Source organism: Pseudonocardia yuanmonensis, assembly GCF_039542425.1.
In the GTDB taxonomy this organism is placed as follows: Bacteria; Actinomycetota; Actinomycetes; order Mycobacteriales; family Pseudonocardiaceae; genus Pseudonocardia; species Pseudonocardia yuanmonensis.
Map to the genome: position 1 here is coordinate 26,530 of NZ_BAABIC010000010.1, position 23,857 is coordinate 50,386.

At 74.7% G+C, this 23,857-nt stretch carries 25 protein-coding genes and 1 pseudogene; 13 read left to right on the forward strand and 13 right to left on the reverse strand.

The window, feature by feature from the left end; all coding sequences use genetic code 11:
• Positions 1 to 57: 57 nt before the first annotated feature.
• The 4 genes from ABD990_RS15980 to ABD990_RS15995 all read right to left on the reverse strand — a co-directional run bounded on the left by ABD990_RS15980 (position 58) and on the right by ABD990_RS15995 (position 2,753).
• Positions 58 to 477, reverse strand: coding sequence for a MaoC family dehydratase (locus tag ABD990_RS15980; RefSeq protein ID WP_345381302.1), 420 nt, complete (start codon positions 475 to 477; stop codon positions 58 to 60).
• On the reverse strand, positions 474 to 941 hold the full coding sequence (locus tag ABD990_RS15985; protein ID WP_345381303.1) for a hypothetical protein: 468 nt from the start codon (positions 939 to 941) through the stop codon (positions 474 to 476). Before ABD990_RS15985 ends, ABD990_RS15980 begins: the two co-directional genes overlap by 4 nt.
• Positions 941 to 2,161, reverse strand: coding sequence for a CaiB/BaiF CoA transferase family protein (locus tag ABD990_RS15990; RefSeq protein WP_345381304.1), 1,221 nt, complete (start codon positions 2,159 to 2,161; stop codon positions 941 to 943). The genes ABD990_RS15985 and ABD990_RS15990 overlap by 1 nt, the downstream gene beginning before the upstream one ends.
• Positions 2,162 to 2,222: 61 nt before the next feature.
• Complete coding sequence (locus ABD990_RS15995; protein WP_345381305.1) at positions 2,223 to 2,753, reverse strand: GNAT family N-acetyltransferase; 531 nt, start codon at positions 2,751 to 2,753, stop codon at positions 2,223 to 2,225.
• Between the two features lie 501 nt (positions 2,754 to 3,254).
• On the opposite strand from ABD990_RS15995, the gene ABD990_RS16000 reads away from it, so the two are divergent.
• Complete coding sequence (locus ABD990_RS16000; protein ID WP_345381306.1) at positions 3,255 to 3,827, forward strand: dihydrofolate reductase family protein; 573 nt, start codon at positions 3,255 to 3,257, stop codon at positions 3,825 to 3,827.
• Between the two features lie 33 nt (positions 3,828 to 3,860).
• Here the strand turns inward: ABD990_RS16000 and ABD990_RS16005 are convergent, their stop codons facing one another.
• From ABD990_RS16005 to ABD990_RS16015, 3 genes and pseudogenes are all read right to left on the reverse strand, one after another.
• The gene (locus ABD990_RS16005; protein WP_345381307.1) at positions 3,861 to 4,547 is read right to left on the reverse strand and encodes a DUF899 domain-containing protein; all 687 of its coding nucleotides are present in this window, start codon (positions 4,545 to 4,547) and stop codon (positions 3,861 to 3,863) included.
• Positions 4,548 to 4,794: 247 nt separating this feature from the next.
• A pseudogene (locus ABD990_RS16010) lies at positions 4,795 to 5,487 on the reverse strand (EamA family transporter); the annotation flags it as partial.
• A 119-nt stretch (positions 5,488 to 5,606) separates the two neighbouring features.
• A complete protein-coding gene (locus tag ABD990_RS16015) occupies positions 5,607 to 6,251 on the reverse strand; it encodes a TetR/AcrR family transcriptional regulator (protein ID WP_345381308.1) in 645 nt (214 codons plus the stop codon).
• A gap of 115 nt (positions 6,252 to 6,366) precedes the next feature.
• Between ABD990_RS16015 and ABD990_RS16020 the strand changes: the two genes are divergently transcribed.
• Entirely contained in the window at positions 6,367 to 7,506 is a 1,140-nt protein-coding gene (locus ABD990_RS16020) for an App1 family protein phosphatidate phosphatase (RefSeq protein ID WP_345381528.1), read from the forward strand.
• Between the two features lie 81 nt (positions 7,507 to 7,587).
• Here the strand turns inward: ABD990_RS16020 and ABD990_RS16025 are convergent, their stop codons facing one another.
• Together ABD990_RS16025 and ABD990_RS16030 are read right to left on the reverse strand one after the other, a co-directional pair.
• Positions 7,588 to 7,803 carry a hypothetical protein gene (locus ABD990_RS16025; RefSeq protein WP_345381309.1) on the reverse strand — a complete coding sequence of 72 codons (216 nt, stop codon included), beginning with the start codon at positions 7,801 to 7,803 and terminating at the stop codon, positions 7,588 to 7,590.
• 161 nt (positions 7,804 to 7,964) lie between these two features.
• Entirely contained in the window at positions 7,965 to 9,062 is a 1,098-nt protein-coding gene (locus ABD990_RS16030; protein WP_345381310.1) for a CHASE3 domain-containing protein, read from the reverse strand.
• 660 nt (positions 9,063 to 9,722) lie between these two features.
• On the opposite strand from ABD990_RS16030, the gene ABD990_RS16035 reads away from it, so the two are divergent.
• Together ABD990_RS16035 and ABD990_RS16040 are read left to right on the forward strand one after the other, a co-directional pair.
• The gene (locus ABD990_RS16035; RefSeq protein WP_345381311.1) at positions 9,723 to 10,733 is read left to right on the forward strand and encodes a TerC/Alx family metal homeostasis membrane protein; all 1,011 of its coding nucleotides are present in this window, start codon (positions 9,723 to 9,725) and stop codon (positions 10,731 to 10,733) included.
• 3 nt (positions 10,734 to 10,736) lie between these two features.
• Positions 10,737 to 10,877, forward strand: coding sequence for a hypothetical protein (locus tag ABD990_RS16040; RefSeq protein WP_345381312.1), 141 nt, complete (start codon positions 10,737 to 10,739; stop codon positions 10,875 to 10,877).
• A gap of 82 nt (positions 10,878 to 10,959) precedes the next feature.
• On the opposite strand, the gene ABD990_RS16045 is transcribed toward ABD990_RS16040, so the two are convergent.
• Complete coding sequence (locus ABD990_RS16045; protein ID WP_345381314.1) at positions 10,960 to 11,445, reverse strand: carboxymuconolactone decarboxylase family protein; 486 nt, start codon at positions 11,443 to 11,445, stop codon at positions 10,960 to 10,962.
• Between the two features lie 131 nt (positions 11,446 to 11,576).
• On the opposite strand from ABD990_RS16045, the gene ABD990_RS16050 reads away from it, so the two are divergent.
• The 5 genes from ABD990_RS16050 (at position 11,577) to ABD990_RS16070 (ending at position 16,723) form a co-directional block, all read left to right on the forward strand.
• The gene (locus ABD990_RS16050) at positions 11,577 to 12,482 is read left to right on the forward strand and encodes an RNA polymerase sigma-70 factor (protein WP_345381315.1); all 906 of its coding nucleotides are present in this window, start codon (positions 11,577 to 11,579) and stop codon (positions 12,480 to 12,482) included.
• An 89-nt stretch (positions 12,483 to 12,571) separates the two neighbouring features.
• Positions 12,572 to 13,762, forward strand: coding sequence for a cation:proton antiporter (locus ABD990_RS16055; protein ID WP_345381316.1), 1,191 nt, complete (start codon positions 12,572 to 12,574; stop codon positions 13,760 to 13,762).
• Positions 13,763 to 13,830: 68 nt separating this feature from the next.
• A complete protein-coding gene (locus ABD990_RS16060) occupies positions 13,831 to 14,811 on the forward strand; it encodes an ATP-dependent DNA ligase (RefSeq protein ID WP_345381317.1) in 981 nt (326 codons plus the stop codon).
• 122 nt (positions 14,812 to 14,933) lie between these two features.
• A complete protein-coding gene (locus ABD990_RS16065) occupies positions 14,934 to 15,788 on the forward strand; it encodes an STAS domain-containing protein (RefSeq protein ID WP_345381318.1) in 855 nt (284 codons plus the stop codon).
• Positions 15,788 to 16,723, forward strand: a complete 936-nt coding sequence (locus ABD990_RS16070) for an MEDS domain-containing protein (protein ID WP_345381319.1) — start codon at positions 15,788 to 15,790, stop codon at positions 16,721 to 16,723. Before ABD990_RS16065 ends, ABD990_RS16070 begins: the two co-directional genes overlap by 1 nt.
• Before the next feature lie 59 nt (positions 16,724 to 16,782).
• On the opposite strand, the gene ABD990_RS16075 is transcribed toward ABD990_RS16070, so the two are convergent.
• Entirely contained in the window at positions 16,783 to 17,280 is a 498-nt protein-coding gene (locus tag ABD990_RS16075; RefSeq protein ID WP_345381320.1) for an ATP-binding protein, read from the reverse strand.
• Positions 17,281 to 17,472: 192 nt separating this feature from the next.
• On the opposite strand from ABD990_RS16075, the gene ABD990_RS16080 reads away from it, so the two are divergent.
• Positions 17,473 to 17,853: an STAS domain-containing protein gene (locus tag ABD990_RS16080; RefSeq protein ID WP_345381322.1), complete on the forward strand. Its 381-nt coding sequence runs from the start codon at positions 17,473 to 17,475 to the stop codon at positions 17,851 to 17,853.
• A 16-nt stretch (positions 17,854 to 17,869) separates the two neighbouring features.
• Here ABD990_RS16080 and ABD990_RS16085 read toward each other — a convergent pair whose 3' ends face one another.
• Complete coding sequence (locus ABD990_RS16085; RefSeq protein WP_345381323.1) at positions 17,870 to 19,168, reverse strand: PP2C family protein-serine/threonine phosphatase; 1,299 nt, start codon at positions 19,166 to 19,168, stop codon at positions 17,870 to 17,872.
• Positions 19,169 to 19,352: 184 nt separating this feature from the next.
• On the opposite strand from ABD990_RS16085, the gene ABD990_RS16090 reads away from it, so the two are divergent.
• From ABD990_RS16090 to ABD990_RS16100, 3 genes are all read left to right on the forward strand, one after another.
• The gene (locus ABD990_RS16090; RefSeq protein WP_345381324.1) at positions 19,353 to 19,652 is read left to right on the forward strand and encodes an isoamylase early set domain-containing protein; all 300 of its coding nucleotides are present in this window, start codon (positions 19,353 to 19,355) and stop codon (positions 19,650 to 19,652) included.
• An 80-nt stretch (positions 19,653 to 19,732) separates the two neighbouring features.
• Positions 19,733 to 21,139, forward strand: coding sequence for a proline--tRNA ligase (proS, locus tag ABD990_RS16095; protein ID WP_345381325.1), 1,407 nt, complete (start codon positions 19,733 to 19,735; stop codon positions 21,137 to 21,139).
• A gap of 198 nt (positions 21,140 to 21,337) precedes the next feature.
• Positions 21,338 to 21,841 (forward strand): ATP-binding protein, encoded by a 504-nt coding sequence (locus tag ABD990_RS16100; protein ID WP_345381326.1) that lies wholly within the window; start codon positions 21,338 to 21,340, stop codon positions 21,839 to 21,841.
• A gap of 93 nt (positions 21,842 to 21,934) precedes the next feature.
• On the opposite strand, the gene ABD990_RS16105 is transcribed toward ABD990_RS16100, so the two are convergent.
• Positions 21,935 to 23,797: an FUSC family protein gene (locus ABD990_RS16105; protein WP_345381327.1), complete on the reverse strand. Its 1,863-nt coding sequence runs from the start codon at positions 23,795 to 23,797 to the stop codon at positions 21,935 to 21,937.
• Positions 23,798 to 23,857: the final 60 nt, after the last annotated feature.

Below are 23,857 nucleotides of genomic sequence, written 5' to 3' on the forward strand. Positions count from 1 at the left end.
CCTCGGAATCGGGAGCCGTCCGTGTCCCAATTTGCCCCATGGGGCGCGGCCGGACGATCAGCCCGGAAGCACGCGCGCCGTGCCGACCACGGCGGGTCCCGAGGGCGTCGTACCCAGCACGCTCCACGTCAGGGATCGCCCGCCCGCCTCCCCGGGGCCGGTGGTTCCCGTGACGTCCGTGGTCTCGCGGATCTCGACGATGAACGGGGTCCCCTCCGTCACCGGGGCGACGAACCCGACCTCGAGCTCGCCACCCTCGGCCCAGCGGGGGACGTGCTCGCACAGGTGCCTCTCGATCACGGCGAGCAGGTAGACGCCCTGCACCAGGGTCGCCCCGAAGGGGGTCGTCGCAGCATAGGCGGGCTCGGTGTGGATGAGGCCGGTGCCGCCGCTCGCGATGCCGAACTCGTCCATGTCGCGCTGCGTGAAGGTCCGCGTCGGCTCGACGGCCGCCGGGTCGCCGGGTGGGTTCGTCATCGGGCCGCGTACCCCCACAGGATCGTCGAGGTCGTGCGACAGACGAGCACGCCTCGGCGGACGTACTCGGCGACGAGCTCGACCGTGGGCCGGCCCGCGCGCAGCTCGGCCGCGCCGACGGTGACCTCGACGTCGAGGACGTCGCCGACGAACGCCTGCGCACGCTGCTCCACCCGCTGCCGGGTGTGCACGCTGCCCTGCTCCATGCGCCCGCCGAGGGCGCGGTAGATCGGGAGGAAGGTGCAGTACACGTACGGCGGCACGAGGCGAGGCGTGTCCGCGGCGGCCACGTCCGGGGTGCCGACGGCGGCGGCGTCGTTGTCGGCGTCCTCACCGGCGTCGTCGACGAGGCGGCCGTACGTGGCGACGAGGTCGGCGGTCAGCGCGTACCGCGTGCGGTGGACCGAGCCGGGCACGAGCCGCGCGAAGGGGATGTCGGCGAACTCCTGGGCGATGCGCGGCATCAGGCCTCCGCGACCGGGGTCGGGTCGGCAGGCCCCGCGCGCCGACGCCCGTTGCCCGGCGCGTCGATCTCCTCCGGCGGGTAGCCGAGCTCGGCGAGGATCTCCGGCCCGTGCTCCCCGAGCCGGGGTGCGGGCCGGAGGTCGACGCGCGGGGACCCGGCGAAGTCGACCGGGAACCGGGCGAGCCGGAGCGACCCCTCGGTGGGGTGCACCGCGTCCTCGAACATGCCCGTCGCGCGCAGGTGCTCGTCGCCGAACAACCCGGGCACGGTCAGCACCGGCATCGCCGGGATGCCGCGCGCGTCGAACGCCGCCAGCCACTCCGCGGTCGACCGCCGGCCCACCTCCTCCTCGAGCAGCCGGTACAGCTCGTCGATGTGCACCGTCCGGGCGGTGATCGTGCGGAAGCGGGGGTCCTCGGCGAGCTCCGGCCTGTCCACGAGGTCGAAGAACGCCCGCCACTGCGCGTCCGTGTAGACCATGACGCCGACGTGGCCGTCGGCGGTCCGGTACGGCCTGCGGTACGGCGAGTCCGTGCGGGCGTAACCCGCGGGACCGCGCGGGGGATCGAAGACGTAGCCGCCCTGCTGGTCGAGCAGGGTGAACGAGACCATCGTCTCGAGCATCGGCACCTCGATCGCGCAGCCACGCCCCGTCCGCTCCCGCTGGTACAGCGCGGCGGCGATCGCTCCGACGGCCATCAGGCCGGTCGCCTTGTCGGCGACCGGCGTCCGGACGTAGGTCGGCTCGCCCGGTCCGCCCTGCACGGCGGCGAGACCGGAGGACGCCTGGATGACGTCGTCGTACGCGGCCTTGTCGCGGTACGGGCCCGCGCTGGAGAAGCCGCGGACCACGCAGTACACGGCGCGCGGGTTGGCGGCGTGCACGTCGCCGGCGCGGACCCCGAGCCGCGTCACCGCGTCCGGCCGCATGTTGTGCACGAACACGTCGGCGGTGCCGATCAGACGCGTGAGCACCTCACGACCCGCGGGCTGCTTCAGGTCCAGCACGATGCTGCGCTTGCCCCGGTTCGCGTTGAGGAACACCGGGCCCAGCCCGGTGCCCTGCTCGTCCCCGACGTACCGGACGACGTCGCCGGCGGGCGCCTCGACCTTGACGACGTCCGCACCCATCTGCGCGAGCAGGAGCGTGCAGTAGGGACCCATGAACGTCGTGGTCAGGTCCACCACCCGCACATCGGCGAGCGGCGGCTCGCCCACGGCATCCGGAGTCATACGACGCCCCGCCCCTCCCGTTGTCCGCGCTCCTGCACCCCGCGGATCATTCCAGCGCAGGCGGCCCCGGTCGCGTGTCACTTCCGGACACGTCCCGGGCAGGCTCGCACGCGGCGACCCGCCGCTCGGCGAGTCCGATCTCCCACCGCCAGAGCGGGCCGTCCTCGGGATCCTGCAGCTGCGCGACCCGCGTGAGGCCGCAGCGGCGCAGCACCGCGGTCGACGGCCCCTCCTCGGCGAGGGTGTGGGCGATCACGCGGGTCGCCCCGCGGGCGCGGGCCGAGGCGATCCAGGCCGCCGCGGCCGCGGTGGCGTGACCGCGGCCGCGGTGGCCGGGCGCGACGCTGTACCCGATCTCGACGGCACCGTCGCGGGGCGGACCGGTGTAGCCGCCCAGCCCCACGACCAGCGCGCTGTCCGGGTCGACGATCAGATGGCTGGACCACTCCGGAGGGGTTCCGGCGGCGAGGGCGTCCCGTGTGGCCGGGAGGGCCTCGGGGAAGGCGAGGTAGCCGTCGGCCGGAGCCAGGCCGTACTGCGGGGCGAACCGCCGGGGGTCCTCGATCAGCAGGGTCACCTGCTCGAGGGTCAGCGGATGGACCTCGGTGCGGGAGGGTCCCGGCAGGGGCCGGGCGGGCGTCGTGCGAGCCCGGTCAGCTGTTGAGGAGGCCGGACCTGAGTCGTTCGGCACCGAGGAGTCGGGCAGCGAGGAATCGGGCACCGAGGAGTTCGGCACTGAAGAAGTCGGCACTGAGGAAGCACTCCACTCGGGACCGGCGCGGCCGTCCGCGCCGGATGGACGTTCAGGAGATCAGGAGTGGGGCGGTTCAGTGCGCACGCCGGGGAGCGCCGTGCGGTCGGCCGTACTGCGGCCGGAACGTCAACCGCCCCGGAGGGTCCGGGCGGTGACCATGGCATCGCCTTCTCGCGGTCGTCCGAGCAGTGCCCGGTGGTCGGCGCAGCGACGCTACCGCCGGGGAGGCCGGGGCCGCAAGCAGCCCGCAGCGGCGCCTCCCGCCGTCCTGACGACGACGCACACCGCCACCGCACGGACCGCAGCGGCTGGTAGGGGTTGTCGATGCGAACCCTCACGTACTACGTCAACAGCAGCCTCGACGGCTTCATCGCGGCGCCGGACGGCAGCTACGACTTCTACCCCGCCGAGGCGGACCTGCTGACCTGGATCACCACGAACCTGCCCGAGACGCTGCCCACGCACGTCCGTGCGGCGCTCGGCATCGCCGAGGCGCCGAACACCGTCTTCGACACGATCGTGATGGGGCGCGGCACCTACCTCCCCGGCCTCGAGGGCGGGTTCCCGAGCCCGTACTCGCACCTGCGCCAGTACGTCTTCGCGCACGGCCTCGCCGGTGTGCCGGACGACGTGACGGTGGTCGAGGGCGACCCCGCCGAGCTGGTCCGCACGCTCAAGGCCGAGGACGGGCTCGGCATCTACCTCGCCGGCGGGGGCAACCTCGCCGGCCAGCTCCGGGACGAGATCGACCAGCTGATCGTCAAGCTGAGCCCGATCACGCTCGGTACCGGCATCCCGGTGCTGACCGGGCCGTTCGCGGCTCAGCGCTGGGAGCGCACCGGCACCGAGCCGCTGCCCGGCGGGACCGTGGTCCTGCGGTACCGGCGGCAGGCCTGAGTCCCGACCGGTGGTCGACGGCCGCGGGCCGTCTCAGTCGGCGGTGCCGTAGGCCGCGGCGATCTCCTCCGACTCCATCCACCGGCTGTAGGTCGGCGACTGCGGCCACCCCGCCGGCGAGTCCTGCCACACCTCCTGCCGACCGTAGGGCAGCAGGTCGACCAGGCCGAACAGGTAGCTCAGCTGCTCGGTGCCGCGGCCGTTCGTGTGCCACGTCCGGTAGACGGTGTCGCCGTCGCGCAGGAACACGTTGACCGCGAACCCGCCACCGGGCGGGGCCCCGACGTCCGCGCCGAACGAGCTGTTGGCCGTCGAGTACCAGGTCATGGTGTTGCCGACCCGGCGCTTGTAGGCGAGCGCCTCGTCGATCGGGCCCTGGGTGACGATCACGAACCGGGCGTCGAACTTCGCCAGGCCCTCGAGGCGGGTGAACTGCGAGGTGAAGCCGGTGCAGCCGCCGCACTGCCACTTCTCGTGGTCGAACCACATGTGGTGGTAGACGATCAGCTGCGGGGCGTCGCCGAAGACGTCGACGAGGCGGACCGGGCCCTCCTCGCCCTCCAGGACGTAGTCGGGCATCTCGACCATGGGTAGCCGCCGGCGCTGGGCGGCGATGGCGTCGAGCTCCCGGGTGGCCGCCTTCTCCCGGACCCGCAGAACGGCGAGTTCCTTCTCCCAGGTGGCGGCGTCGACGACGGGCGGCAGTGCGGACGTGGTCATGGTTCCTCCTCCGAACCGGGTACGTCTGGGCAGACGGTCCGGGCGGCGCGAACTCATCGGTGGGACGACGTCGGACCGTGCACCTGGTGGGCGCCTCCGTGCGGCGGGAGCTGGTCGGGCATCCCGACCGGCGCGGGTGGCAGGGACCGGTCGCCCACGGCGTCCGGATCCGATCGGCAGTGTCCGCGACGAGCAGCACCAGGCCGACGACGAGGATCGCCATGCCGGCCCAGCCCAGCGCGGGGAGCCGTTCGTGGAGGACCAGCACGGCGATCACGGCGGCGACGGCGGGCTCGAGCAGCGACAGGGTGGTGGCGGTCGTCGCGGAGACCCGGGCCAGGCCGCGCCCGAACAGCACGTACCCGAGGAACATCGGGACGACGGCCAGGTAGGTCACGACCGCGAGGCTGCGGCCGCTCTCGACGATCGCGGCCCCGGTGAGCAGCAGGACCGGCATCAGCACCAGCCCGCCCAGCCCGAAGACCGCCCCCATGACCGGACGGGAGGGGAGACCGCTGCGGATCACCCGCGTGGCGCCCCAGGAGTAGAGCGCGTAGGTCATCCCGGCCACGAGCCCGAGGCCGATGCCCAGGACCGCGGGACCGACGCCGGTACCCGGGTCCGCGTGACCGGTGCGGGAGAGCACCAGCGCCAGCACGCCGAGCAGCGCGGCCACCGCGCCGAGGGTCCACCGGCGCGTCACCGGCCGGCGGTCGACGACCAGTTCGACGAGGGCCGCCGCGAGCGGGGCCGAGCCGATCGTGACGACCGTGCCCACCGCGACGCCGGCCAGGCGCATCGAGCAGTAGAAGGCCACCGGGTACACCGCGACCGCCGCGGCGGCGGGCGCGACCATCCGCCACCGCGCGAGCAGACCGGCCCGGTGCCGGCGGAGGTCCGGCAGCGCGGCGGCCGCCTGCAGCAGGCCGCCGATGCCCATCGCCGCCGCCCCGACGGCGACCGAGCCGACCTCCGGCGCCAGCGCCGCGGCGGTCCCGGTCGTGCCCCAGAGCGCGGCCGCAGCCAGCACGCACGCGCTCCCGGGGCCGCTTCCCCGGATCACCGCGGGTGCCCGGCCGCCGAGCGCACGCCGGCGTCGACCAGCTCGAGGGTCAGCTCGCGGACGCGGTGCAGCCGTCCGGACGCACCCTCCAGCCCCGCGCGGGCCATGGCGCCCTCGAGCAGGAACGACAGGTGCTCGGCCAGGTCCGGGACGCGTGCGGCGGGAAGACCGTCGACCTCGGCGAGGTGCGTGGCCAGCAGCGCCTCGACCTCCTCCTTGTGGCGACGCACCACCTCGCGCCCGGGTGCGCCGGCGGGCAGCTCGGCGGCGGCGTTGAGCAGCCCGCAGCCGCGGAAGCCGTGCCGGTAGGCCATCTCGGCGTGGTCGACGTAGGCGTCGACGACCGCGGCCACCCGCTGCCGGGCGCCGGCCGCGTCGGCCAGCCGACGACGGTAGAGGCCCAGCCACTCCTCGTGCCGCGCGGTCAGGTACGCCAGGACCAGGTCGTCCTTGGAGGCGAAGTTGTTGTAGAGGCTCATCTTCGCCACCCCCGCGGCCGCGGTGATGGTGTCGATCCCGGTGCCGTTGATCCCGTGGTCGTAGAAGCACTCGGCCGCCGCGGCCAGCACGCGGTCGCGGGCCCGTCCCCGGGCGGGCGCCGAGCCGCTCCCGGATCCGGTGCCCTGCGCGGAGCCCGTCATGCGCGATCCCTCCCGAGGATTAGGTAGACCAGTCTACCTAGGCGTGGGTGCCCGGGACGGGGAGGGTCCGCCCGGAGTGGCGCGCTGATCGTCTTCACGCCACGCTGACGGCGTGATGCGCGCGCAGGTCAAGGCCGCCCTCGTCCGTGCAGCAGTCGCCGCGGAGCGTGTGCTGGGACGTCTCGTCATCATCGTCGTGGTGCTCCGCGGGCGGCGCCGTCCGCTGGTCCTGCCGTTCATCGGGCACGGCTCCACCGAGCGGGTCCGCATCGGCGCACGGGTGGCGATGGGGCATCCCGACGCCGTCCCCGACGACGACCTCGCCCCCGGCCCGCGCTCGCGCCGCCAGGTGTTCCTGTCCAGCCTGAGCCGCTTCTTCACCATCGAGCTGCCCGGCGCGCGCGTCGCGATCCGCACGCCTGCCGGCGTCGAGCACGTCCGGGCGGACTCCGAGGGGTACGTGGACGCCGTCGTCGAGCGGCCCGGTCTGGAGCCCGGCTGGCAGGAGGCCGAGCTGACCCTCGAGGACGGGACGGCGACGCGGGCGACGGTGCTGGTCGTCGACCCGGACGCGGACGTCGCGCTGGTCAGCGACGTGGACGACACGATCCTCGAGACCGGTCTGACGCGCGGGCTGGCGTTCCTGCGGGCGACCCTGCTGACCGAGACCGCGGACCGTGCCCCGCTGCCCGGGTCGGCCGCGCTGTACCGGGCGCTCGTGTCGCCGCCGTCGGGCGTGTGCCGGCCGGTCTTCTACGTGTCGACCAGCCCGTGGAACCTGCACGGCACGCTGCTGGAGTTCATCGCGCTGCGGGCCTTCCCGCTCGGTCCGCTGCTGCTCACGGACTGGGGTCCGGGACACGGCAACCTGTTCCGGATCGGCGCGCGCGAGCACAAGACCGGGCTGATCACCCGCATCCTGGACGAGCACCCGGGGCTCGGGCTGGTCCTCGTCGGCGACACCGGCCAACTCGACCCGGAGATCTACGCGGCCGTCGCGGAGGCGCACCCGGAGCGGATCCGCGCGGTCTACGTGCGCCGCCCCCCGGGGTGGAACCCGCGCCGGGACGCCGACGTCCGGGCGCTGGCGGAGCGGGTGACCGCGCTGGGCGTGCCGATGCTGGCCGTGGACGACAGCACGGAGATCGCCGAGCACGCCGCATCGATCGGGCTGCTCGATCCCGCGGACATCCAGGCGGTTCGGGTCGCGACGACCGAGGGGACGGTCGCCGGAGCGGTCGAGGCGGCCTCGTGAACGCCGCGACACCCTGCCCGGTGGTCTGCGTCAAGGCCACCTGAGGGCCCGCAGCGCACGCCGACCGCGCTCGGTGCCCGCCTACAGCGCCCCGTCGGCGGCCAGGAGCCGGCGGGCCGACTCCTCCTCGGAGGCCGCGACGAGCACCCGGACGCCCTGCAGCTGCAGCTGGGGTTCCTGGCCCCCGGCGTCGTCGGCCGACACGGCCGCCCACAGGCCGTCGCCGCGCAGCAGCCCGACGATCAGCTCCGCCTCCAGGCGGCTGGACACCACGGTCAGCACGACGACGTCGTCCACGCTCCACCCCTTCGCCGCGGCCGGGAGACCCGGCCGTGCCCTGCCCGCGCGCCGTGATGGGAGACCGTCACCGCGGGCCGTGGGCGCACGGTCGTCGCCGCCGGTCCGGGCTGCCTCCTCCCGTGCGGGTGAGTCCGTCCGACTGGCCCCGGACACCGTGGTCAGGCGGGTGGGGGGAGCGGATCGGGGCGTCCGAAGATCGCCTTGCGGATGGCCGTGATGGTGAGGTCGAGGCGGCGGACGACGGCGTGGAGCTCGGCGGCGGCGCGCGGGTGCCGACCGGCGGCGGCGGTGAGATCCATGGTGAGCGAGGACAGCTCCACGATGACGTCCCGGCGGAGCGTGTCGGCCATCCGTTCGGCCTGGTCGGCGTGGGCTCGACGGCGTTCGGCACGCGCGGTCAGGTCGGCGTGCGCGGTGAGGCGGTCCCGCATGGTCGCGACGCCGCGGCCGACCGTGGCCAGCTCGAGCAGGCCGTCGTCCCGGATCGGGTGCGCGTAGTCGCCGTCGGCGACCGCGGCGACGTCCTCGCCGAGCCGGTGCAGCGGGGCGAGTACCCAGCGTCGCTGGAGCGGCAGCGTGATCAGGCCGAGGGCCACCGCGAGGGCGGCGACGACGCCGAGCACGACGACGAGGCGGGAGCGCGCCGCCGCCGCGGCCGCGTAGGCGGTGTCCGCCTCGGACCGGATCTGCGTGCGGAGGGCGTCGACCCGCTGGCGGAGGGCGTCGAAGCGGGACTTGCCCACGCCCCGGGCCGCCAGCGCGGAGGCCTGGGCGACGTCACCGGCGCGGCGGAGGTCGATCAACGGGAGCGCGGCGTTGGCCGACCAGTCGTCGTGGGCGGCGGTCACCGCGGCCAGGCTGCCGCCCAGTTCGGGCACGGCGCCGGCGAGCAGCCGCTGTTCGGCGGCGATCACGGCGGTCGCGGCGGTGAACGGTCGGAGGAAGTCCTCCTGCCCGGTCAGGAGGTAGCCGCGCATCCCGGTCTCCTGGTCGACGTAGGCGCTCTGCAGGCGTTCGACGGACGTCGTCGCCGGACCGAGGCGCTCCATCATCTCCCGGTCGGCGGCGGAGGCCTGGGCCATGCTGCCCAGCGCCACCGCGAGGAGGGCGAACACGGCGACGAGGACGACCAGCACGAGCACCTGCAGGCGCCGGCGCAGCGACCCCCACGCCCGCGCGGACCCCTTCGGCGCCGGGTGCCCGGGTTCCGCCGCTCCTGCGGACGCCGTCGGGTCGTCGGGTTGCTCCACGGTCATCCGCCTCCTCGCCCGGTGGGACGTCGATCGTGAGGGAGATCCCCCCGGGGGATCTCGAAGCGGCACCGGGATCCGTGACCGGCGCCGGCGCCGACGTGCGGTGCCCCTCCGGGACGACCGGCACGGTACCCGGCGCCGCCCGTGGTCCTCGACCAGCTCAAGCCCACGCTGGAGAAGGTGGCCGGACCGGGCCGGTAGGCCGGCGCCCGCCGTGCTTCGCGGACCACCGGGCCGAAGAGCGCAACGGCCGTCCGGCATGGGAGGGCCGCGGCTGGCCCGTTCCGCGCAACTTACGACCGGTCCGGGGGAGGGCCCGGGCCGGGGCGCATCGCGGACGGCCTCGTGGGTATCTGCCCGCCCCGGGCGCTGTTGCGGCAGCAAGAAGCTCCGGGCGGAGGGGTGGGGTGAGGCCGGAGGGGTGCTCGCCCCACCCTGGGCACCCGCCACCGCGCCCCGGTCGCGCCGTCCGCGGCGAGGGTCCGGAAGGAAGCCGGCTGCCGTCTTGACAGGGTGCCGCCCGGCTCCTAGCGTCCGGCCCTTCGAGGGGAGTACTTCCGTCGGGTCGGCCCGGTCAGGACGGACGCTCACGAGCATCCCCGGGTCGCCGTCCCTCTCCGGGACGAAGGAGACCTCGAGCGCGTCGGCGTTCGAGGAGGTCCTGTGCCCGGCTCCCTCTCGACCACCTGGGCGGCCCCGACCGGGCCCGTCGGGTCCCCCGTGCTGTGGGCGACGAGCCTCGCGGTCCTGCTCGCGCTGCTGACGGCCGACTTCCTCCTCACGCGGCGCCCCCACACCGTGCAGCTGCCCGAGGCCGTCGGCTGGTCGGTGTTCTACCTCGCCCTCCCGGGCGTGTTCGGCCTGTTCCTGTGGGGCGTCCACGGCGGCGCGCCGGCCCTGGAGTTCGCCACCGGTTTCGTGGTCGAGAAGTCCCTGTCGGTGGACAACCTGTTCGTCTTCGTCCTGCTGCTCGGCGCGTTCGCGGTGCCGGCGGAGCTCGCTCAGCGCGTGCTGCTCTTCGGGATCGTCGGCGCCCTGGCCCTCCGCGGCGTCCTCATCGGGCTCGGAGCCGCCTTGGTGCAGGCCGGGACCTGGGCGTTCCTGGTGTTCGGCGCGATCCTGTTCGGGACGGCGGCGAAGCTCCTGCGGGAGCTGCTCGCGAAGGTGGACCGCGAGCCGGACGTGTCGACGATGCGGTCGGTCCGGCTCCTGCGGAGGCTGGTGCCGGTCACCGACGGCTACCGCGGCAGCAGGCTGGTCGTCCGCGAGCAGGGCCGGCGCGCACTCACCCCGCTGAGCGTCGTGGTCGTCGCCGTGCTCGCCACCGACGTGGTGTTCGCGGTCGACTCGGTCCCCGCCGTCTACGGCGTCACCGAGGACCCGTACCTCGTGTTCGCCACCAACGCGTTCGCGTTGCTCGGGCTGCGTGCGCTGTACTTCGTGCTCAGCTCCGTGCTGGGCAGGCTCCGGTACCTCAACCACGGGCTCGTGGTCATCCTCGCGCTGATCGGCGTGAAGCTGGTCCTGCACTGGGCCCACGGCGTCTGGCCCGCGGTGCCCGAGATCCCCACACCGGCCTCCCTCGGCCTCATCGTGCTGATCCTGACGGTCGTGACCGTGGCGAGCCTGCGCGCGGCCGGGCGGCCGTCCGACGAGCTACCCACCGAGGGCTGAGCCGTGTTCTTCGACGCCGTGTTCCAGTTCGTGGGGACGGTTCTCGTGGTCACCTCGTTGATCGTCGCCTGCCTCGTGCTCGTCCTGACCGTGCCGGCACCGCCACGGCGGCGCACGCGCGGCCGGCGCGATCCGAAGAAGTGAGGAGACGTGGGCGGGCCGGCCCGGGCCGGGACCCGGGCCGGAGCCCGCCCGCTCAGCTCGTCACACCTCAGCTCGTCATGTCTCAGCTCGTCATGCCGGCGAACATGCCGGGCTCGTAGGACCCCGCGGGGTTGCGCACGATGACGTTGATCCGGTTGGCCGCGTTGATCAGGGCGAGCAGGCAGACCAGCGCGGCGACCTGGTCGTCGTCGTAGTGGCTGCGCACCCGCGCCCACGTCTCGTCGGACACGCCGTGGTGGGCGTCGGCGAGGCGGGTGCCCTCCTCGGCCAGCGCCAGCGCGGCCCGCTCCGCCTCGGTGAACACGGTGGCCTCGCGCCAGGCGGCGACCAGGTTGAGCCGGGCCTGGGACTCGCCGGCGGCCACCGCGTCCTTGGTGTGCATGTCGACGCAGAAGCCGCAGCCGTTGATCTGGCTGGCGCGCAACGACACCAGCTCCTGGGTCGTCGTCGGCAGCGGCGACCGGTGGATCACCGTGGCGGCGTTGGCGAAGCGCTTGCCGAATGCGGCGGCGATCTCGTTGGTGAACAGGTCGATCCGGGCGTCCATGGCCTCGTCCTCTCCGTGGTGCTGCACTGGACGACCACGAGATGCCGGCGGCCCGGCCCGCGTGACAGCACTCCGCTGTGACGTACGCCATCGTCAGCCGGCTGTCACGGAAGGGCGAGGAGCGGCGTCTGATGGACATGAGCCAGGACCCGGCCGTCGCGAACCCGGCCACCGAGGCGTTCCTCGCCCACCGCAACCTGCTGTTCACCGTCGCCTACGAGATGCTCGGTTCGGCCGCCGACGCGGAGGACGTCCTGCAGGAGACCTGGCTGCGGTGGGCGGACGTCGACCTCGCCACGGTGCGCGACCGGCGCGCGTACCTCGTCCGGATCACCACCCGCCAGGCGCTCACCCGGCTGCGCACGCTGGGCCGGCGCAAGGAGTCCTACGTCGGCCCCTGGCTGCCCGAGCCGCTGCTCACCGCGCCGGACGTGGCCGAGGACGTCGAGCTGGCCGAGAGCGTGTCGATGGCGATGCTGCTGGTGCTGGAGACGCTCACGCCGACCGAGCGGGCGGTCTTCGTGCTGCGCGAGGTGTTCGACCTCGGGTACGACGAGATCGCGGACGCCGTCGGCAGGAGCCCGGCCGCGGCCCGCCAGATCGCCCACCGGGCCCGGGAGCACGTCGCCGCGCGGCGCCCCCGCGGGGTCGTCTCCCCTGCCGAGGCCCGGGGCGCGCTCGACGCGTTCCGGCGGGCGGTCGAGACCGGCGACCTGCAGGGCCTGCTCGACATCCTCGCGCCGGACGTCGTCCTGGTCGGCGACGGCGGCGGCGTCAAGCAGGCGGTGCTGCGGCCCGTGGTGGGGGCGGACAAGGTCGCCCGCCTGCTGACCGCCGGGCTCGGCAGGGTCGCCGCCACGGCGACGCTGCACCCGGCCCAGGTCAACGGCTGCCCGGCGCTGGTCCTGCGGCTCGACGGCGAGCTCGACAGCGTCGTCGCCGTGCGGATCGACGACGGGCTCGTCACCGGGCTCTACGCCGTGCGCAACCCCGAGAAGCTGTCGCACATGGAGCGGGAGACCGCCCTGAGCCGGTGACCGCTCGTCGACGGACGGAGCGGTAATGAGTCGCCGCGTGGCTCCGACCAGCAGCGAGGACCGTTCCCGTCGACGAAGGAGACACCCAGGTGGACGTCGGCAGCGCCCTCGACAGCCTGCTCGCCATCGCGGTCGTCGCCGCGCTCGCCCCCTTGCTGCTCGGCCTGTTCCCCCGGCTGCGCGTCCCGCAGGTGGTGCTGCTGCTCGTCGGCGGGATCGTCGTGGGCCCGCAGGTCCTCCACCTGGCGACGCCCTCGGCGGTCGAGCCGCTCGCCGACCTCGGACTCGGGTTCGTGTTCCTGCTCGCCGGCTACGAGATCGACCAGCGGCTGTACCGGCAGGACGCCGGCCGGCGGGCCCTGCTGGCCTGGGTGGTGTCACTGGTCCTCGCGATCGGTGTGGTCGGGCTGCTCGCGTGGCTGGGTGTCGTGCGGGCGTTCGTGCCCGTGGCGCTGGCGATGACCACCACCGCGTTCGGCACCCTGCTGCCGATCCTGCGGGAGAACGCCATGCTGCGCGGCCGGCTGGGCGGCTACCTGATGGCCGGTGGCGCCGCCGGGGAGCTGCTCCCGATCCTCGCGATCGCGGTGTTCCTGGGCATCGGCAGCCGGTTCGCCGCGCTGGCCTCGCTCGCCGCCGTGGTCGTGCTCGCGGTGCTGCTCAGCGTCGCGTCCCGCGTGATGCGCCCGGGCAACCGGCTGTCCACGGTCTTCCTGGAGCGCCAGCACGAGACCAGCCAGATCACGCTGCGGTTCACGGTGCTGCTGCTGGTGCTGCTGCTGGCGGTGACCGAGCGGTTCCACCTCGACGCCGTGCTGGGCGCGTTCGTGGCCGGCATGGTGCTGCGGCGGTGGGCCGGCCCGAGCGCGCCCGTGCTGGAGGAGAAGCTCGACGTGGCCGGGCACGGGTTCCTCATCCCGATCTTCTTCGTGTACTCGGGCATGACGATCGACCTGCGCGCCATCGCGGAGGCTCCGCTGCGCCTGGTGCTCTTCTTCGCGCTCATGGTCGCCGTCCGCGGGATGCCGGCGCTCCTGGTCTACCTCGGCGTGCTGTCGCTGCGCGAGCGGGTGCAGACCGCGCTGGTGACGGCCACCGCCCTGCCCCTGGTGGTCGCCCTGGCCCAGATCGGGCAGCGCAACGGGACGATGCTGCCGGAGAACGCCGCCGCTCTCGTCGGCGCCGGCGTGCTCACGGTCCTGGTGCTGCCCACGGTGGCCGTGGCACTGCACCGGCCGGAGGTGCAGGAGAGCCCGCGCCACGACGCGGCCTCCCCGTGAGCCCCCCGGTCCCGGGTGACGGTTCGTCCGCCGTCGGGGACCCTCGGTGATCTGCTTATCGTCCGGACGTGCGCTCCCTGCCCTACCCGCTCGAACCGATGGTCGCGGTCCGTGCGGAGGATCTGCCGGTCGGGGAGAAGTGGATCTACGAGCCGAAGTTCGACGGCTTCCGCTGCCTGGCCCACGCCGCGGGCGGCCGGATCCGGCTGCAGAGCCGACAGAAGCGCTCCCTGACCCGGTACTTCCCCGAGATCGTCGCGGCCGTCGCCGCGCTCGGCGAGGACGTGGTGCTCGACGGCGAGCTCGTGATCTGGCAGCAGGGCCGGCTCGCCTTCGACGCGCTCCAGGACCGGATCCACCCGTCGACCGCGCACGCGGGCCGGCTCGCCGCGGCCTTGCCCGCGGCCTTCGTGGTGTTCGACCTGCTGGCTCACGAGGGCGCGGACCTGCGCCCGCTGCCGTACGCGGAGCGGCGCCGGCGCCTGGAGGAGCTGCTCGGCACACGGCTGCCGCACGGCCTGGTGCTCGTGCCGGCCTCCACCGACGTCGGCGTGGGGCGGCTGTGGCAGCGCGAGCACACCGCGTCGGGCATCGAGGGTGTGGTGGCCAAGCGCGTCGACCAGACCTACCGGGCCGGCTCCCGATCGTGGCGCAAGGTCCGGACCCGGTTGACGGCCGAGGCCGTCGTCGGGGGAGTGCTGGGCTCGCTCGAGGATCCCGAGGCGCTCGTGGTGGGCCGGTTCGGGAGGCACGGCCGGCTGCGCGTGGCCGGCCGGACGACACCGCTCGGCGGTGCCGCCCGTACGCATCTACGACGCCTGCTCAGCGCGGCCGACGCCGAGCACCCCTGGCCGACGGTGCTGCCGCCGAGCCGCTTCGGGCAGCGCCCCGGCCGGCCGGTCGAGTACGTGCAGGTACGGCCGAGCGTCGTCGTCGAGCTCGAGGTCGACGCGGCGTACGAGCAGGACCGCTGGCGCCACCCGGTCCGCTTCCTGCGCTCGCGCCCGGACCTCCGGCCCGAGGAGATCGCCCGGGCCGCCACCCGCTGAGCCGGGCGTCCGCGAGCCCTCGAGGCTGCAGGTGTGGGAGCCGGGCACCGGGATACACGGCTCTGACGGACCCCCGGGAACGCCGGGTCGTCCGGGGGCCGAGAACGCAGGAGCAGGCAGGGATGGGGTCGTTGCCCGGGATGACTGCGGAGCCGGGAGCGGGCGGCGCGGTGGCGCCGTCGGCGTGGGACGGGCACCAGTTCCTGCTCGCCACCCGCACCGAGGCGGCCACGGCGCTCGCGGGCTGGGCCCGGCAGGGCCTGGAGCGCGGGGAGACGCTGCTCTTCGCCGCGGACCCGGCCCATCCCGACCTGCCCAGCCTGATGACGACGCTGGCCGACGCGGGCCTGGGCCGTGCCGACGCCACCGAGGCCGCCGCGCGGGGCCGGATGGTGGTGGTGGACAACGACCGCTTCTACTCGGTGACCGGCTTCGAGCTCCTGGTCGAGGACGCCTGGCAGCAGGGGTCGGGCGGGGTGCGGGCGTGCGGCGGCCCGGACGCCGCGGCCGAGGTCCTGGACCGCGCCGGGTTCGAGCAGTTCGAGCACATGCTCGCCAAGGCGTGGGCGGTGCGCGGGGTCACGTCGCTGTGCCGCTACACCCCCTCGCTCCTGGCCGACGAGCCCGAGCTGAAGAAGGCGATCGGCCGGCACGCCTCGGGCTGGGCCGAGCAGCTCGCCCACCTGAACGCCCCCGAACCCGGCCTTCTCGTCCTGCGCGGAGAGGTCGACTCCTCGAACGACGCGTTCGTCGCGGCGTTGGTCGGCGAGTCGGTGCGGAACGCCGGTGCCGAGCTGGTCCTGGACTGTGGCGAGCTCGAGCACATGAGCGTGGGCGGCTGGCGTGCCGTGGTGCGCGCCACGGCGCCGGTGCGGGAGCGCGGCGGGAAGGTCCGGCTGCGGTCGTTGTCGCCGGCCGGCGCCCGCGTCCTGGGGGCGGTCGGGTTCGCGGCGGCGTTCGAGCCGGAGCCGGGCTGATGGGGGCGGGGGGCTATGTGCACGACATGGCGCTGTTCGGCTCGGACGCCGAGCTGCGCGCGGTCACCCACCGCTTCATCGCCGACGGCGTCGCCGCCGGCGACGTCGTCATCGTCTACGGGCCCGAGCACGACGTCGAGGTCCTGCGGGACCTGTTCGACGACGACGCCGGGGTGCGGTTCGAACCCGGGATGGACCGCTACCGGCACATGATGGGCACGATCGGGGAGTACCAGCGGCTCTGCGAGCGGGAGACCGGCAGCGGGCGCCGGGTGCGCAGCACCGGGCCGGTCCCCTTCGGCGAGGACCCCGCCGTCCGGGCGGAGTGGATGCGCTACGAAGCGCTGCTCGACCGGGCGCTCGGCCCGTACCGCTTCTCCGGGCTCTGCCGCTACGACACCCGGAGCACGTCCTCGGACATCATGGACCTGGCGCTCGCCACCCATCCCCGGGTCGTCACGGCACGGGGTGTCCGGGTCAACGACGAGGTGCGCCCGGCTCCGCAGCTCCTCCGCGAGCTGGCCCCACGGGATCCACGCCACCCGCTCGAGGACCTGCCCCCCGTGCTGGACGACCCGGACTGCGCGACCGAGGCCTCGGGCCGCCGGGCCCTCCGCCGGATCCTGCACGGCCCGCCCGATCCCGGCGAGACGGTCACCGCCGTCAGCGAGGTCCTGGGCAACGCGCTCCGCCACGGGCGCCGCCCCGTCCGCTTCCGCGTCCACACCGACGGCCGCCGCTGGGTGGTCGTCGTCACCGACCACGGCCCCGGGATGGCCGATCCGTGGACCGGGGTCGACGCGCCGCTGCCGGGGAACCCGCCGCAGGTCGGCGCCGGGCTGTGGCTGGCCCGCCAGCTCTGCGACCAGCTCACGATCACCCGGTCCGCGGGCGGGGGAGCGGAGGTCCGGCTGCTCTTCGACGCCCACCGCTGATCCTGCACCGCAGTCGGGCCCTGCCGTGCACCGCGGCGACGATCCCGTGCGGGCCGCTCTCAGGCGTGCAGGTCGGCGAGGGCGCGGCTGATCAACGTGACCTCCGTGCCCGCCTCGCCCCCGAGGGCGTCCGGTGCGCCGCGCCGGATGTGCATCTCCTCCGTGAGGTCCTCCATCGCGCGCAGACCCCGCGACTCGACGTTCAGCGCGCTCAGCGGGTTCCAGGAGCCGTGGTCGCGCACCACGACCCGCACCCGGCGGCGCTCGGCGCCACCCGTCAGGGAGGCCGCCACCATCACCGGGCCGCCGAGGCGCACGGCGTGCTGCGGGCCCTGGACCTCCACCGGAGGGTACGCGTGTCTGACGGCGTTGCTGACCGCCTCCGCGGCCGCCGCGACCATGCCGGTCAACTCGTCCGTGGGCCGGCCCACCTGGTCCAGCCAGGTCGTCAGCTCCGCCCGCACCACCCCCACGGCCCAGACCTCGGCCGGGACCGCCACGAAGCACGGCTCGACCGAGGCGGTCTCCGCCTCGTCGCCCGCCCCTGCTTCAGCCACTGCCAGGCTCCTCACCTCGACGTCGGTGGACCGGCGACGCGAACCCGGGCGGCCCGGAGCGTCCCCGTCACCGCCGTCACCGCCTGCCCGCCTCCGGGCGGGCCAAACCGAGCGATCCCGCCTGCGCCTCCCCGTTTCCCGCCGACCGTGACGGGAACACCCCGTTCGGTAGTCGGTGAGGGAGAGTGCACGGTGGCGGCGCGGAACGACGGCCTCGACTGCACCCTCGACTGCGCGCTCGATCGCGACGGCGACGCGATGGTCGTCGCCCTCACCGGCACGGTGGACTACACGACGATCCCCACCATGCGTGCGGCCCTGGGCACGGCGTTCACCGAGCCGGGCTCACCCACCGTGATCGTCGACCTGACCGGGGTGGAGTTCCTCGGTTCGGCGGGGATCGCCGCGCTGGTCGACGCGGCGAGGGCGCAGCACGACGACACAGTCGCGGCGTTGCGCATCGTCGTCGACGACACCCGGCCGGTCATCCGGCCGATCCAGCTGACGGGGCTCGACGGCGTCCTGGCGCTCTACCGCTCGCGCGAGGACGCCCTGGGCGACGCCGACCGGTGAGGAGCCACGTCGGACCTCAGCGGCCACCGCCCCCTCCGGGCTCGGGTCCGCGCCGCCCGTCGAGGTCCTCCTCGTGGCCGGGCAGGGTGGGGAAGATGCGCAGGTGCCCCGCAGCGAACCAGTCGACGAGCAGCAGCGTGGCGTCGTCCTGGAGCCGCCCCTGCTGGTGCTCCATGACCGCGGCCCCGAGTCGGCGCAGCGTCTCCGGGGCGGACAGGTCGGCCGCGGCGGCGTGCTCGGTGAGCTCGATGAGGCGCTGCTCGCCGAAGAACTCCCCGTGGGCGTCGCGTGCCTCGGTGATCCCGTCGGAGTAGAGCAGGAGCCGGTCACCGGGCTCGAGCTGCTCCCTGGCCACCGTGGCGCGCGGCGCCGGCGCGGACGCGGCCAGCCCCGCCACGCCGAGAGGGAGCCGGGGTGGCGCGACGAGCTCCTTGACGATCTTGCTACGCCGGAGCAGCAGCGGCGGGGGATGGCCCGCCAGCAGGTAGTGCAGTACGCCCGTGGTCGTGTCGAACCGGGCCAGGACCGCGGTGGCGAACTGCAGCGGGCCGGGCTGGGAGCCGATGAACGCATCGGCCCGGTCCGCCACCGCCGCGAGGTCGCGGACGCCGTCCCGCCGGGCGTTGCGGACGGCGGTGAGGGCCGACACAGTGGTGAGGCCGGCGCGGATGTCGTGCCCGAGGGCGTCGAACACGGCGAGCTCGACGACGTCCTCACGGACGTCGTAGTCGTAGGCGTCGCCGGCGACCTCGCGTGCCGGCTGCAGCAGCGCCGAGACCACCACCCGTTCGGTGGCGAAGGTGCGCGGCGGCAGGATGTGCCACAGCAGCTCGGCGGGTGGCGACAGCGGGCCGTTGCTGCGCCAGCGCCGCAGCCGGTCGCTGTGCGGGACCTTGGCCATGACGACGTGCCCCATCAGCCCGGAGAGCGTCCACAGCCGGCGCCGCAACCACGGGCCGTCCTCCACGGTGCCGCCCGCGCCGAGGCCGATCCGGAGGACGCCGACGCGGTCCGTGCCGTCGAGCAGCGGCACCCACAGCACCCGGCCGTGCTCGTCCGTCCCCGCCAGGATCTCCGCGTGCTGGTACGCGCGCCCGGGCAGGGTACCGACGACGTCCACCGGCGGCCCCGGCTCGCGGCCGATCGGGGTGAGCACCTGCTCGGCCAGGTCCACCAGCAGGAGCTCGGCGGTGAGGCCCAGCGCGCGCACCGCCGCGTCCACCACCGAGGAGAGCTGCTCGCCGGTGGCGAGGTGCGAACGGTCGACGACCTGCGCGAGCACGCCCGCCCACGCCGCCTCCTCGGCCTGCGTCACACACCCTCACCTTCCGCACGGAGCCGACATCCCTCGCCGGGTCGCCGGCGAGCGCCGACCCTACAAGCCGTCCGACCGTCCCGGCCTGGCGCGACCCCGATGTTCACACGCTCCCGTGTGTCGCTCACGCCCCTTCGGGTCCGCCCTCTCTAGAGTTCTCGCCGGAATCGGTTCAGGAGGTCGGATGCTCAGGCGTGCACCGTTGTTCGGTGGCAAGAATCGGGTCACGTTCAGCCTTCCCGCCCACGAACCCGCCGGGCAGGTGAGCGTGGTGGGGGACTTCAACTCCTGGGAGCCCGGGCGGCACGAGATGGTGCGGCGGCGCAACGGGACCCGGAGCGTGTCGGTCGTGCTCCCGCCGGGGGAGTACCGCTTCCGTTACCTCGCCACGGACGGTGTCTGGCTCGACGACGAGACCGCGGACGCCGTGGACGCGGACGGGAGCTGGGTCCGGGTGGAGGCGCGCGCCCTCGTCCCGAGGTAGCGATAACGGTTTGCCGGCCCGGTTAGCGTCGCTGCTGTCAGCTCACCCGCTCCCGGGAAGGCAGCACCGTGGCCGGAGCCGTGCTCACCCCGCAGGCGGAGGACTTCCCCGCCTGGTACCAGGACGTCGTCGCCCGCGCCGAGCTGGCGGAGAACGGCCCGGCGCGGGGGAGCATGGTCGTCCGGCCGTGGGGCTACGCGGTCTGGGAGCTCATGCAGGCCGACATGGACCGGCGGATCAAGGAGACCGGCGCGTGCAACGCCGCGTTCCCCCTGTTCGTCCCCCTGAGCTTCCTGGAGAAGGAGAAGCAGCACGTCGAGGGCTTCTCCCCGGAGCTTGCCGTGGTCACCCACGGCGGCGGGGAGGAGCTCGCCGAGCCGCTGGTGGTGCGCCCGACCTCCGAGACGGTCGTCAACCACTACTTCGCCCGGTGGGTGCAGTCCCACCGGGACCTGCCGCTGAGACTCAACCTCTGGAACAACGTGGTGCGGTGGGAGCTGCGGCCACGGCTGTTCCTGCGCACCACGGAGTTCCTCTGGCAGGAGGGCCACACCGTCCACGCCACGTACGCGGAGGCGGTCGAGGAGACCCGCCGCATGCTGGAGGTCTACCGGCGGTTCATGGAGGAGTCGCTGGCGATCTCGGTCGTGACGGGGGAGAAGTCGCCGGGTGAGCGCTTCGCCAGCGCCGATCACACCTTCACCTGCGAGGCGCTGATGCGGGACGGCAAGGCGCTGCAGATGGGGACCAGCCACAACCTGGGCCACAACTTCGCGCGCGCCTTCGACATCCGGTTCTCCGACGTCGGCGGCGCGAGCCGGCACGCCGCCACCACCTCCTGGGGCACCTCGACCCGCATGATCGGCGGAATGATCATGGTCCACGGCGACGACCACGGGCTGCGCCTGCCCCCGGCGATCGCGCCGCACCAGGTGGTGGTCCTCCAGATCGACGAGCAGCCGGGGACCGGCGAGGCGGCCCGGCGCCTCGAGGCCGAGCTGCGCGGCCTCGGCGTCCGCACCCACGTCGACGCCCGCACGCACACCTCGTTCGGCCGCCGGTCCGTCGACTGGGAGCTGAAGGGTGTGCCCGTCCGGATCGAGCTGGGTGCGCGGGAGCTGACGACGGGCCGGGCGACGCTGGTGCGGCGTGACGACCGCAGCAAGAGCGCGGTCCCGCTCGACGGCGCCGCCCGCGCCGCCGCGGACCTGCTCGACGAGGTCCAGCGGGTCCTGTTCGCCGCGTCGCGCCGCTTCCGCGAGGACCACACCCACCCGGCCACGGACCTCGACGAGTTCACCCGGCGCCTCGGCGACGGCGGGCTGTTCCTCGCCGCCTGGTCCGGCAGCGAGGAGTCCGAGCAGACGCTCCGCGAGACCACCGGCGCCACGATCCGCTGCCTCGTCGACGCGGACCCGCCCGCGTCCACCTGCCTGGTCACCGGCCTGCCCGCCCGGCACACCGTGCTGCTCGGCCGGGCCTACTGAGCGAACCGGCACAGCGGTGCAGGGCACGCACGTCGTCGTCCGGCGGGCACGCGGGTGGGCACGTCCGCGTCCGCCGACGCGCCGCGGGACCGGGCGTTTGAGAGTCGGGCGGCGGGATAGAGGCGCCCCGTTCAGTGCGCGGTGCCGACCGGTCACCTCCGGTGCGCCGCGCCGACGCCGAGCGGATGGGTGCGGAGGATGTTCGGGCAGACGGGATCGCCGGACGACGGGACGGAGGCCGATCGTAGGTTCGCGGTGATCCTGCCGAGCGAACCGTGGGCGGCGAGTGCGATCGGCGATGAGCTGCGGGAGTGGCTGGAGCTGCAGAGCTGGCCGGCGGAGCAGCGGGCGGCGATCGTGACGGCCACCCTCGAGGCGGTCGTCAACGCCATCCGGCACGCGTATCCGCCGGTCGAGCTCGGTGGCGGCGGCGTGCTGGAGGTCGGCGGGTCGGTCCGGGTCGCCGCGAAGGTCCTGGCCGTCGACGGACAGCGGCGCACGCAGGTGCGCATCGAGGACGAGGGGACCTGGGACCCGCTCGGCGTGATCCACGCCGAGGGCGGCGGCCTGCGCCGGATGACCGAGCTGATGGACGAGGTGGCCGTCCGGCGGAGCGAGCTCGGGGTGTCCGTCGATGCGGTCGGGACCGACCGGGCGGGAACCCGGGTGGTCCTGCTCAGCCCGCCGGCCGCGGACGGCTGAGCCCGCACACCGTCCGGTCACCGGGAGGCCTCGGGCCGAGAGCTACTGCTCGGCCGGCGGGTCCTCGGGGCCGGGCCCTCGCGTGACGTGAGGTCACGGGGAGGCGCGGGGCACGGCCTCCTGCAAGGCGTCGAGCTCGGGATCGAGGAAGGTCCCCTCCGTCCGACGGGTCGCGGGCGGAGGTGGGACGGCCTGCTCGAGGGCGTCGGCGAGCCCGCCCACCTCGCCGGCGAGCCGGTCGGCCTGTCCGGCGGGCACCAGCGAGGCGGCCACGGCCGCGCGGTCGGCCGGCGCGGCCGCGTCGACCCGCCAGCACGCCGACAGGGTCCGGTAGGCGACGTGCTGGGCGGCGGCGAGAGCCGGCCACCAGCGCGTCACGAGGCTGCGCCTGCGGGCGGTGAGCGCGTCGGAGCCGCTGTCGTAGACCTCGGGCAGGGACAGGGCCAGCCGGTCCAGCTCGGCCCGCGCCTCGCGGCCCGGCCCGCCGGCGGTGCTGCCGTCGGCCACGTGCGGGAGCACCCGGAGCACCGCGCGCATCGTGTCGACCACGGCCCGGCGGGGCTGCGGTACCGCCGGGCCGGGGGCGACGAGCAGGTAGGCCAGTACGCCGATCACGCACCCGACCAGCGTGTCGATGCCCCGGCTGAGCAGGAGCGCGCCGAGGTCGGGCGGGTGCCCCGCACTGCCGATGGTCAGGGCGAGCGGGGTCACGAACACGACCCCGAGGCCGTAGTTGCGCGGGACGGTCAGCTGGACCACGAACTGCAGCGCCGTGATGGTCAGCACCAGCGCCACGCCGGCAAGCTGCATCGCCAGGACCGCGCCCGCGAGCAGCAGCCCCACCCATGTCCCGACCAGCCGCTGCACGGCCCGCTCGGCGGTCCCGGCCCAGCCCAGGCCCTGGTGGAGCACGAGGACCGCGGCGGCGGTGGACCAGTAGGCGTGCTCCAGGCCGAGGGTCGACCCGGCCGCGCCCGCGACCAGGGCGGCCACGCCCACCCGGACGACCACGACCCGCCACGGCGAGCCCGCCGCGAGCACCTGCCGCGCCGACCGCAGCGGGCCGAGCCCTCCCCAAGGGAGGTCGTCGCGGCCCAGGGGCCCCGGCGCGGGCGGCGGATCCGCCACCTGTGCCGCGAGGTCGCGGGCTCGCGCGAGGCTGTCGGAGCGGACGGGCCGGCCCTCGTCGTGGGCGCGCATCGTCTCGGCGAGCAGTCCGTGCAGCCGGAGGGCGATCGCCCGGAGCCGGACGACCGGGTCGGCGGGGTCGGTGGGGCGGGTGCGGTTGCCGGCGAGGTGCACCCAGCAGTGGTGCATCGCCCGGGCCGCCTCGTCACGGGCGTGGACGTACCCGGCGCCGTCGGCCTCGAGGAGCCGGACGACGGCCGTGGCGCCGGCGGACACCGCGGCCGTCTCCGGTCCGTGCGGGCGGACGAGGGCCCCGGCCATGTGCACGAGCCACGACAGCACTCCGCCGGCGAGGACCAGGACCCCGGTCCGCCACGGCGGCCCGCTGCCCGAGACGGAGGTCGCCATCGCGCAGGCCAGCACGAACAGATAGGCCCCGGGCGGGCCGGTGTCGAGCGCCCGGCACAGCCAGGTGGCGGCCATCGCGATCGCGGCGACCACGAATGCCGACGTCCAGGGCACGGCCACCGACAGGCCGCCGAGGGTCACGACCAGCGCGAACGCCACGGCGATGAGCGCGAGCTGCCGCGCCCGGTACGGGTAGGGCCGCCCGGTGCCGTACAGGGAGGTGAAGGCGCCGATGCTGGCGATCAGCCCGGCCTCGACGTCGCCGACCCACCAGCCGATCAGGACGGTCCCGCCCACGCAGCCGGCCGCGCGGGTCGCGTCCGCCCACGGGAACCGGCCCGGCCGCAACCGGACGAGGTCGCGGGCCCGGCTCCACGCGGTCGCCGCGGCACCGGGAGGATCGGCCGACGGCGGGGGCACGACGGGCACGATAAGGGGTGTCCGGGTCGCCGTCGTGGAGCACGGGACCGGCGCCCCGGG

Coding starts and splice junctions, on each gene's coding strand:
- ABD990_RS15980 (WP_345381302.1), bottom strand. CDS start 477: ATGACGAACCCACCCGGCGACCCGGCGGCCGTCGAGCCGACGCGGACC.
- ABD990_RS15985 (WP_345381303.1), bottom strand. CDS start 941: ATGCCGCGCATCGCCCAGGAGTTCGCCGACATCCCCTTCGCGCGGCTC.
- ABD990_RS16000 (WP_345381306.1), top strand. CDS start 3,255: ATGCGAACCCTCACGTACTACGTCAACAGCAGCCTCGACGGCTTCATC.
- ABD990_RS16005 (WP_345381307.1), bottom strand. CDS start 4,547: ATGACCACGTCCGCACTGCCGCCCGTCGTCGACGCCGCCACCTGGGAG.
- ABD990_RS16015 (WP_345381308.1), bottom strand. CDS start 6,251: ATGACGGGCTCCGCGCAGGGCACCGGATCCGGGAGCGGCTCGGCGCCC.
- ABD990_RS16020 (WP_345381528.1), top strand. CDS start 6,367: ATGCGCGCGCAGGTCAAGGCCGCCCTCGTCCGTGCAGCAGTCGCCGCG.
- ABD990_RS16030 (WP_345381310.1), bottom strand. CDS start 9,062: ATGACCGTGGAGCAACCCGACGACCCGACGGCGTCCGCAGGAGCGGCG.
- ABD990_RS16045 (WP_345381314.1), bottom strand. CDS start 11,445: ATGGACGCCCGGATCGACCTGTTCACCAACGAGATCGCCGCCGCATTC.
- ABD990_RS16050 (WP_345381315.1), top strand. CDS start 11,577: ATGGACATGAGCCAGGACCCGGCCGTCGCGAACCCGGCCACCGAGGCG.
- ABD990_RS16065 (WP_345381318.1), top strand. CDS start 14,934: ATGGGGTCGTTGCCCGGGATGACTGCGGAGCCGGGAGCGGGCGGCGCG.
- ABD990_RS16070 (WP_345381319.1), top strand. CDS start 15,788: ATGGGGGCGGGGGGCTATGTGCACGACATGGCGCTGTTCGGCTCGGAC.
- ABD990_RS16090 (WP_345381324.1), top strand. CDS start 19,353: ATGCTCAGGCGTGCACCGTTGTTCGGTGGCAAGAATCGGGTCACGTTC.
- ABD990_RS16100 (WP_345381326.1), top strand. CDS start 21,338: ATGTTCGGGCAGACGGGATCGCCGGACGACGGGACGGAGGCCGATCGT.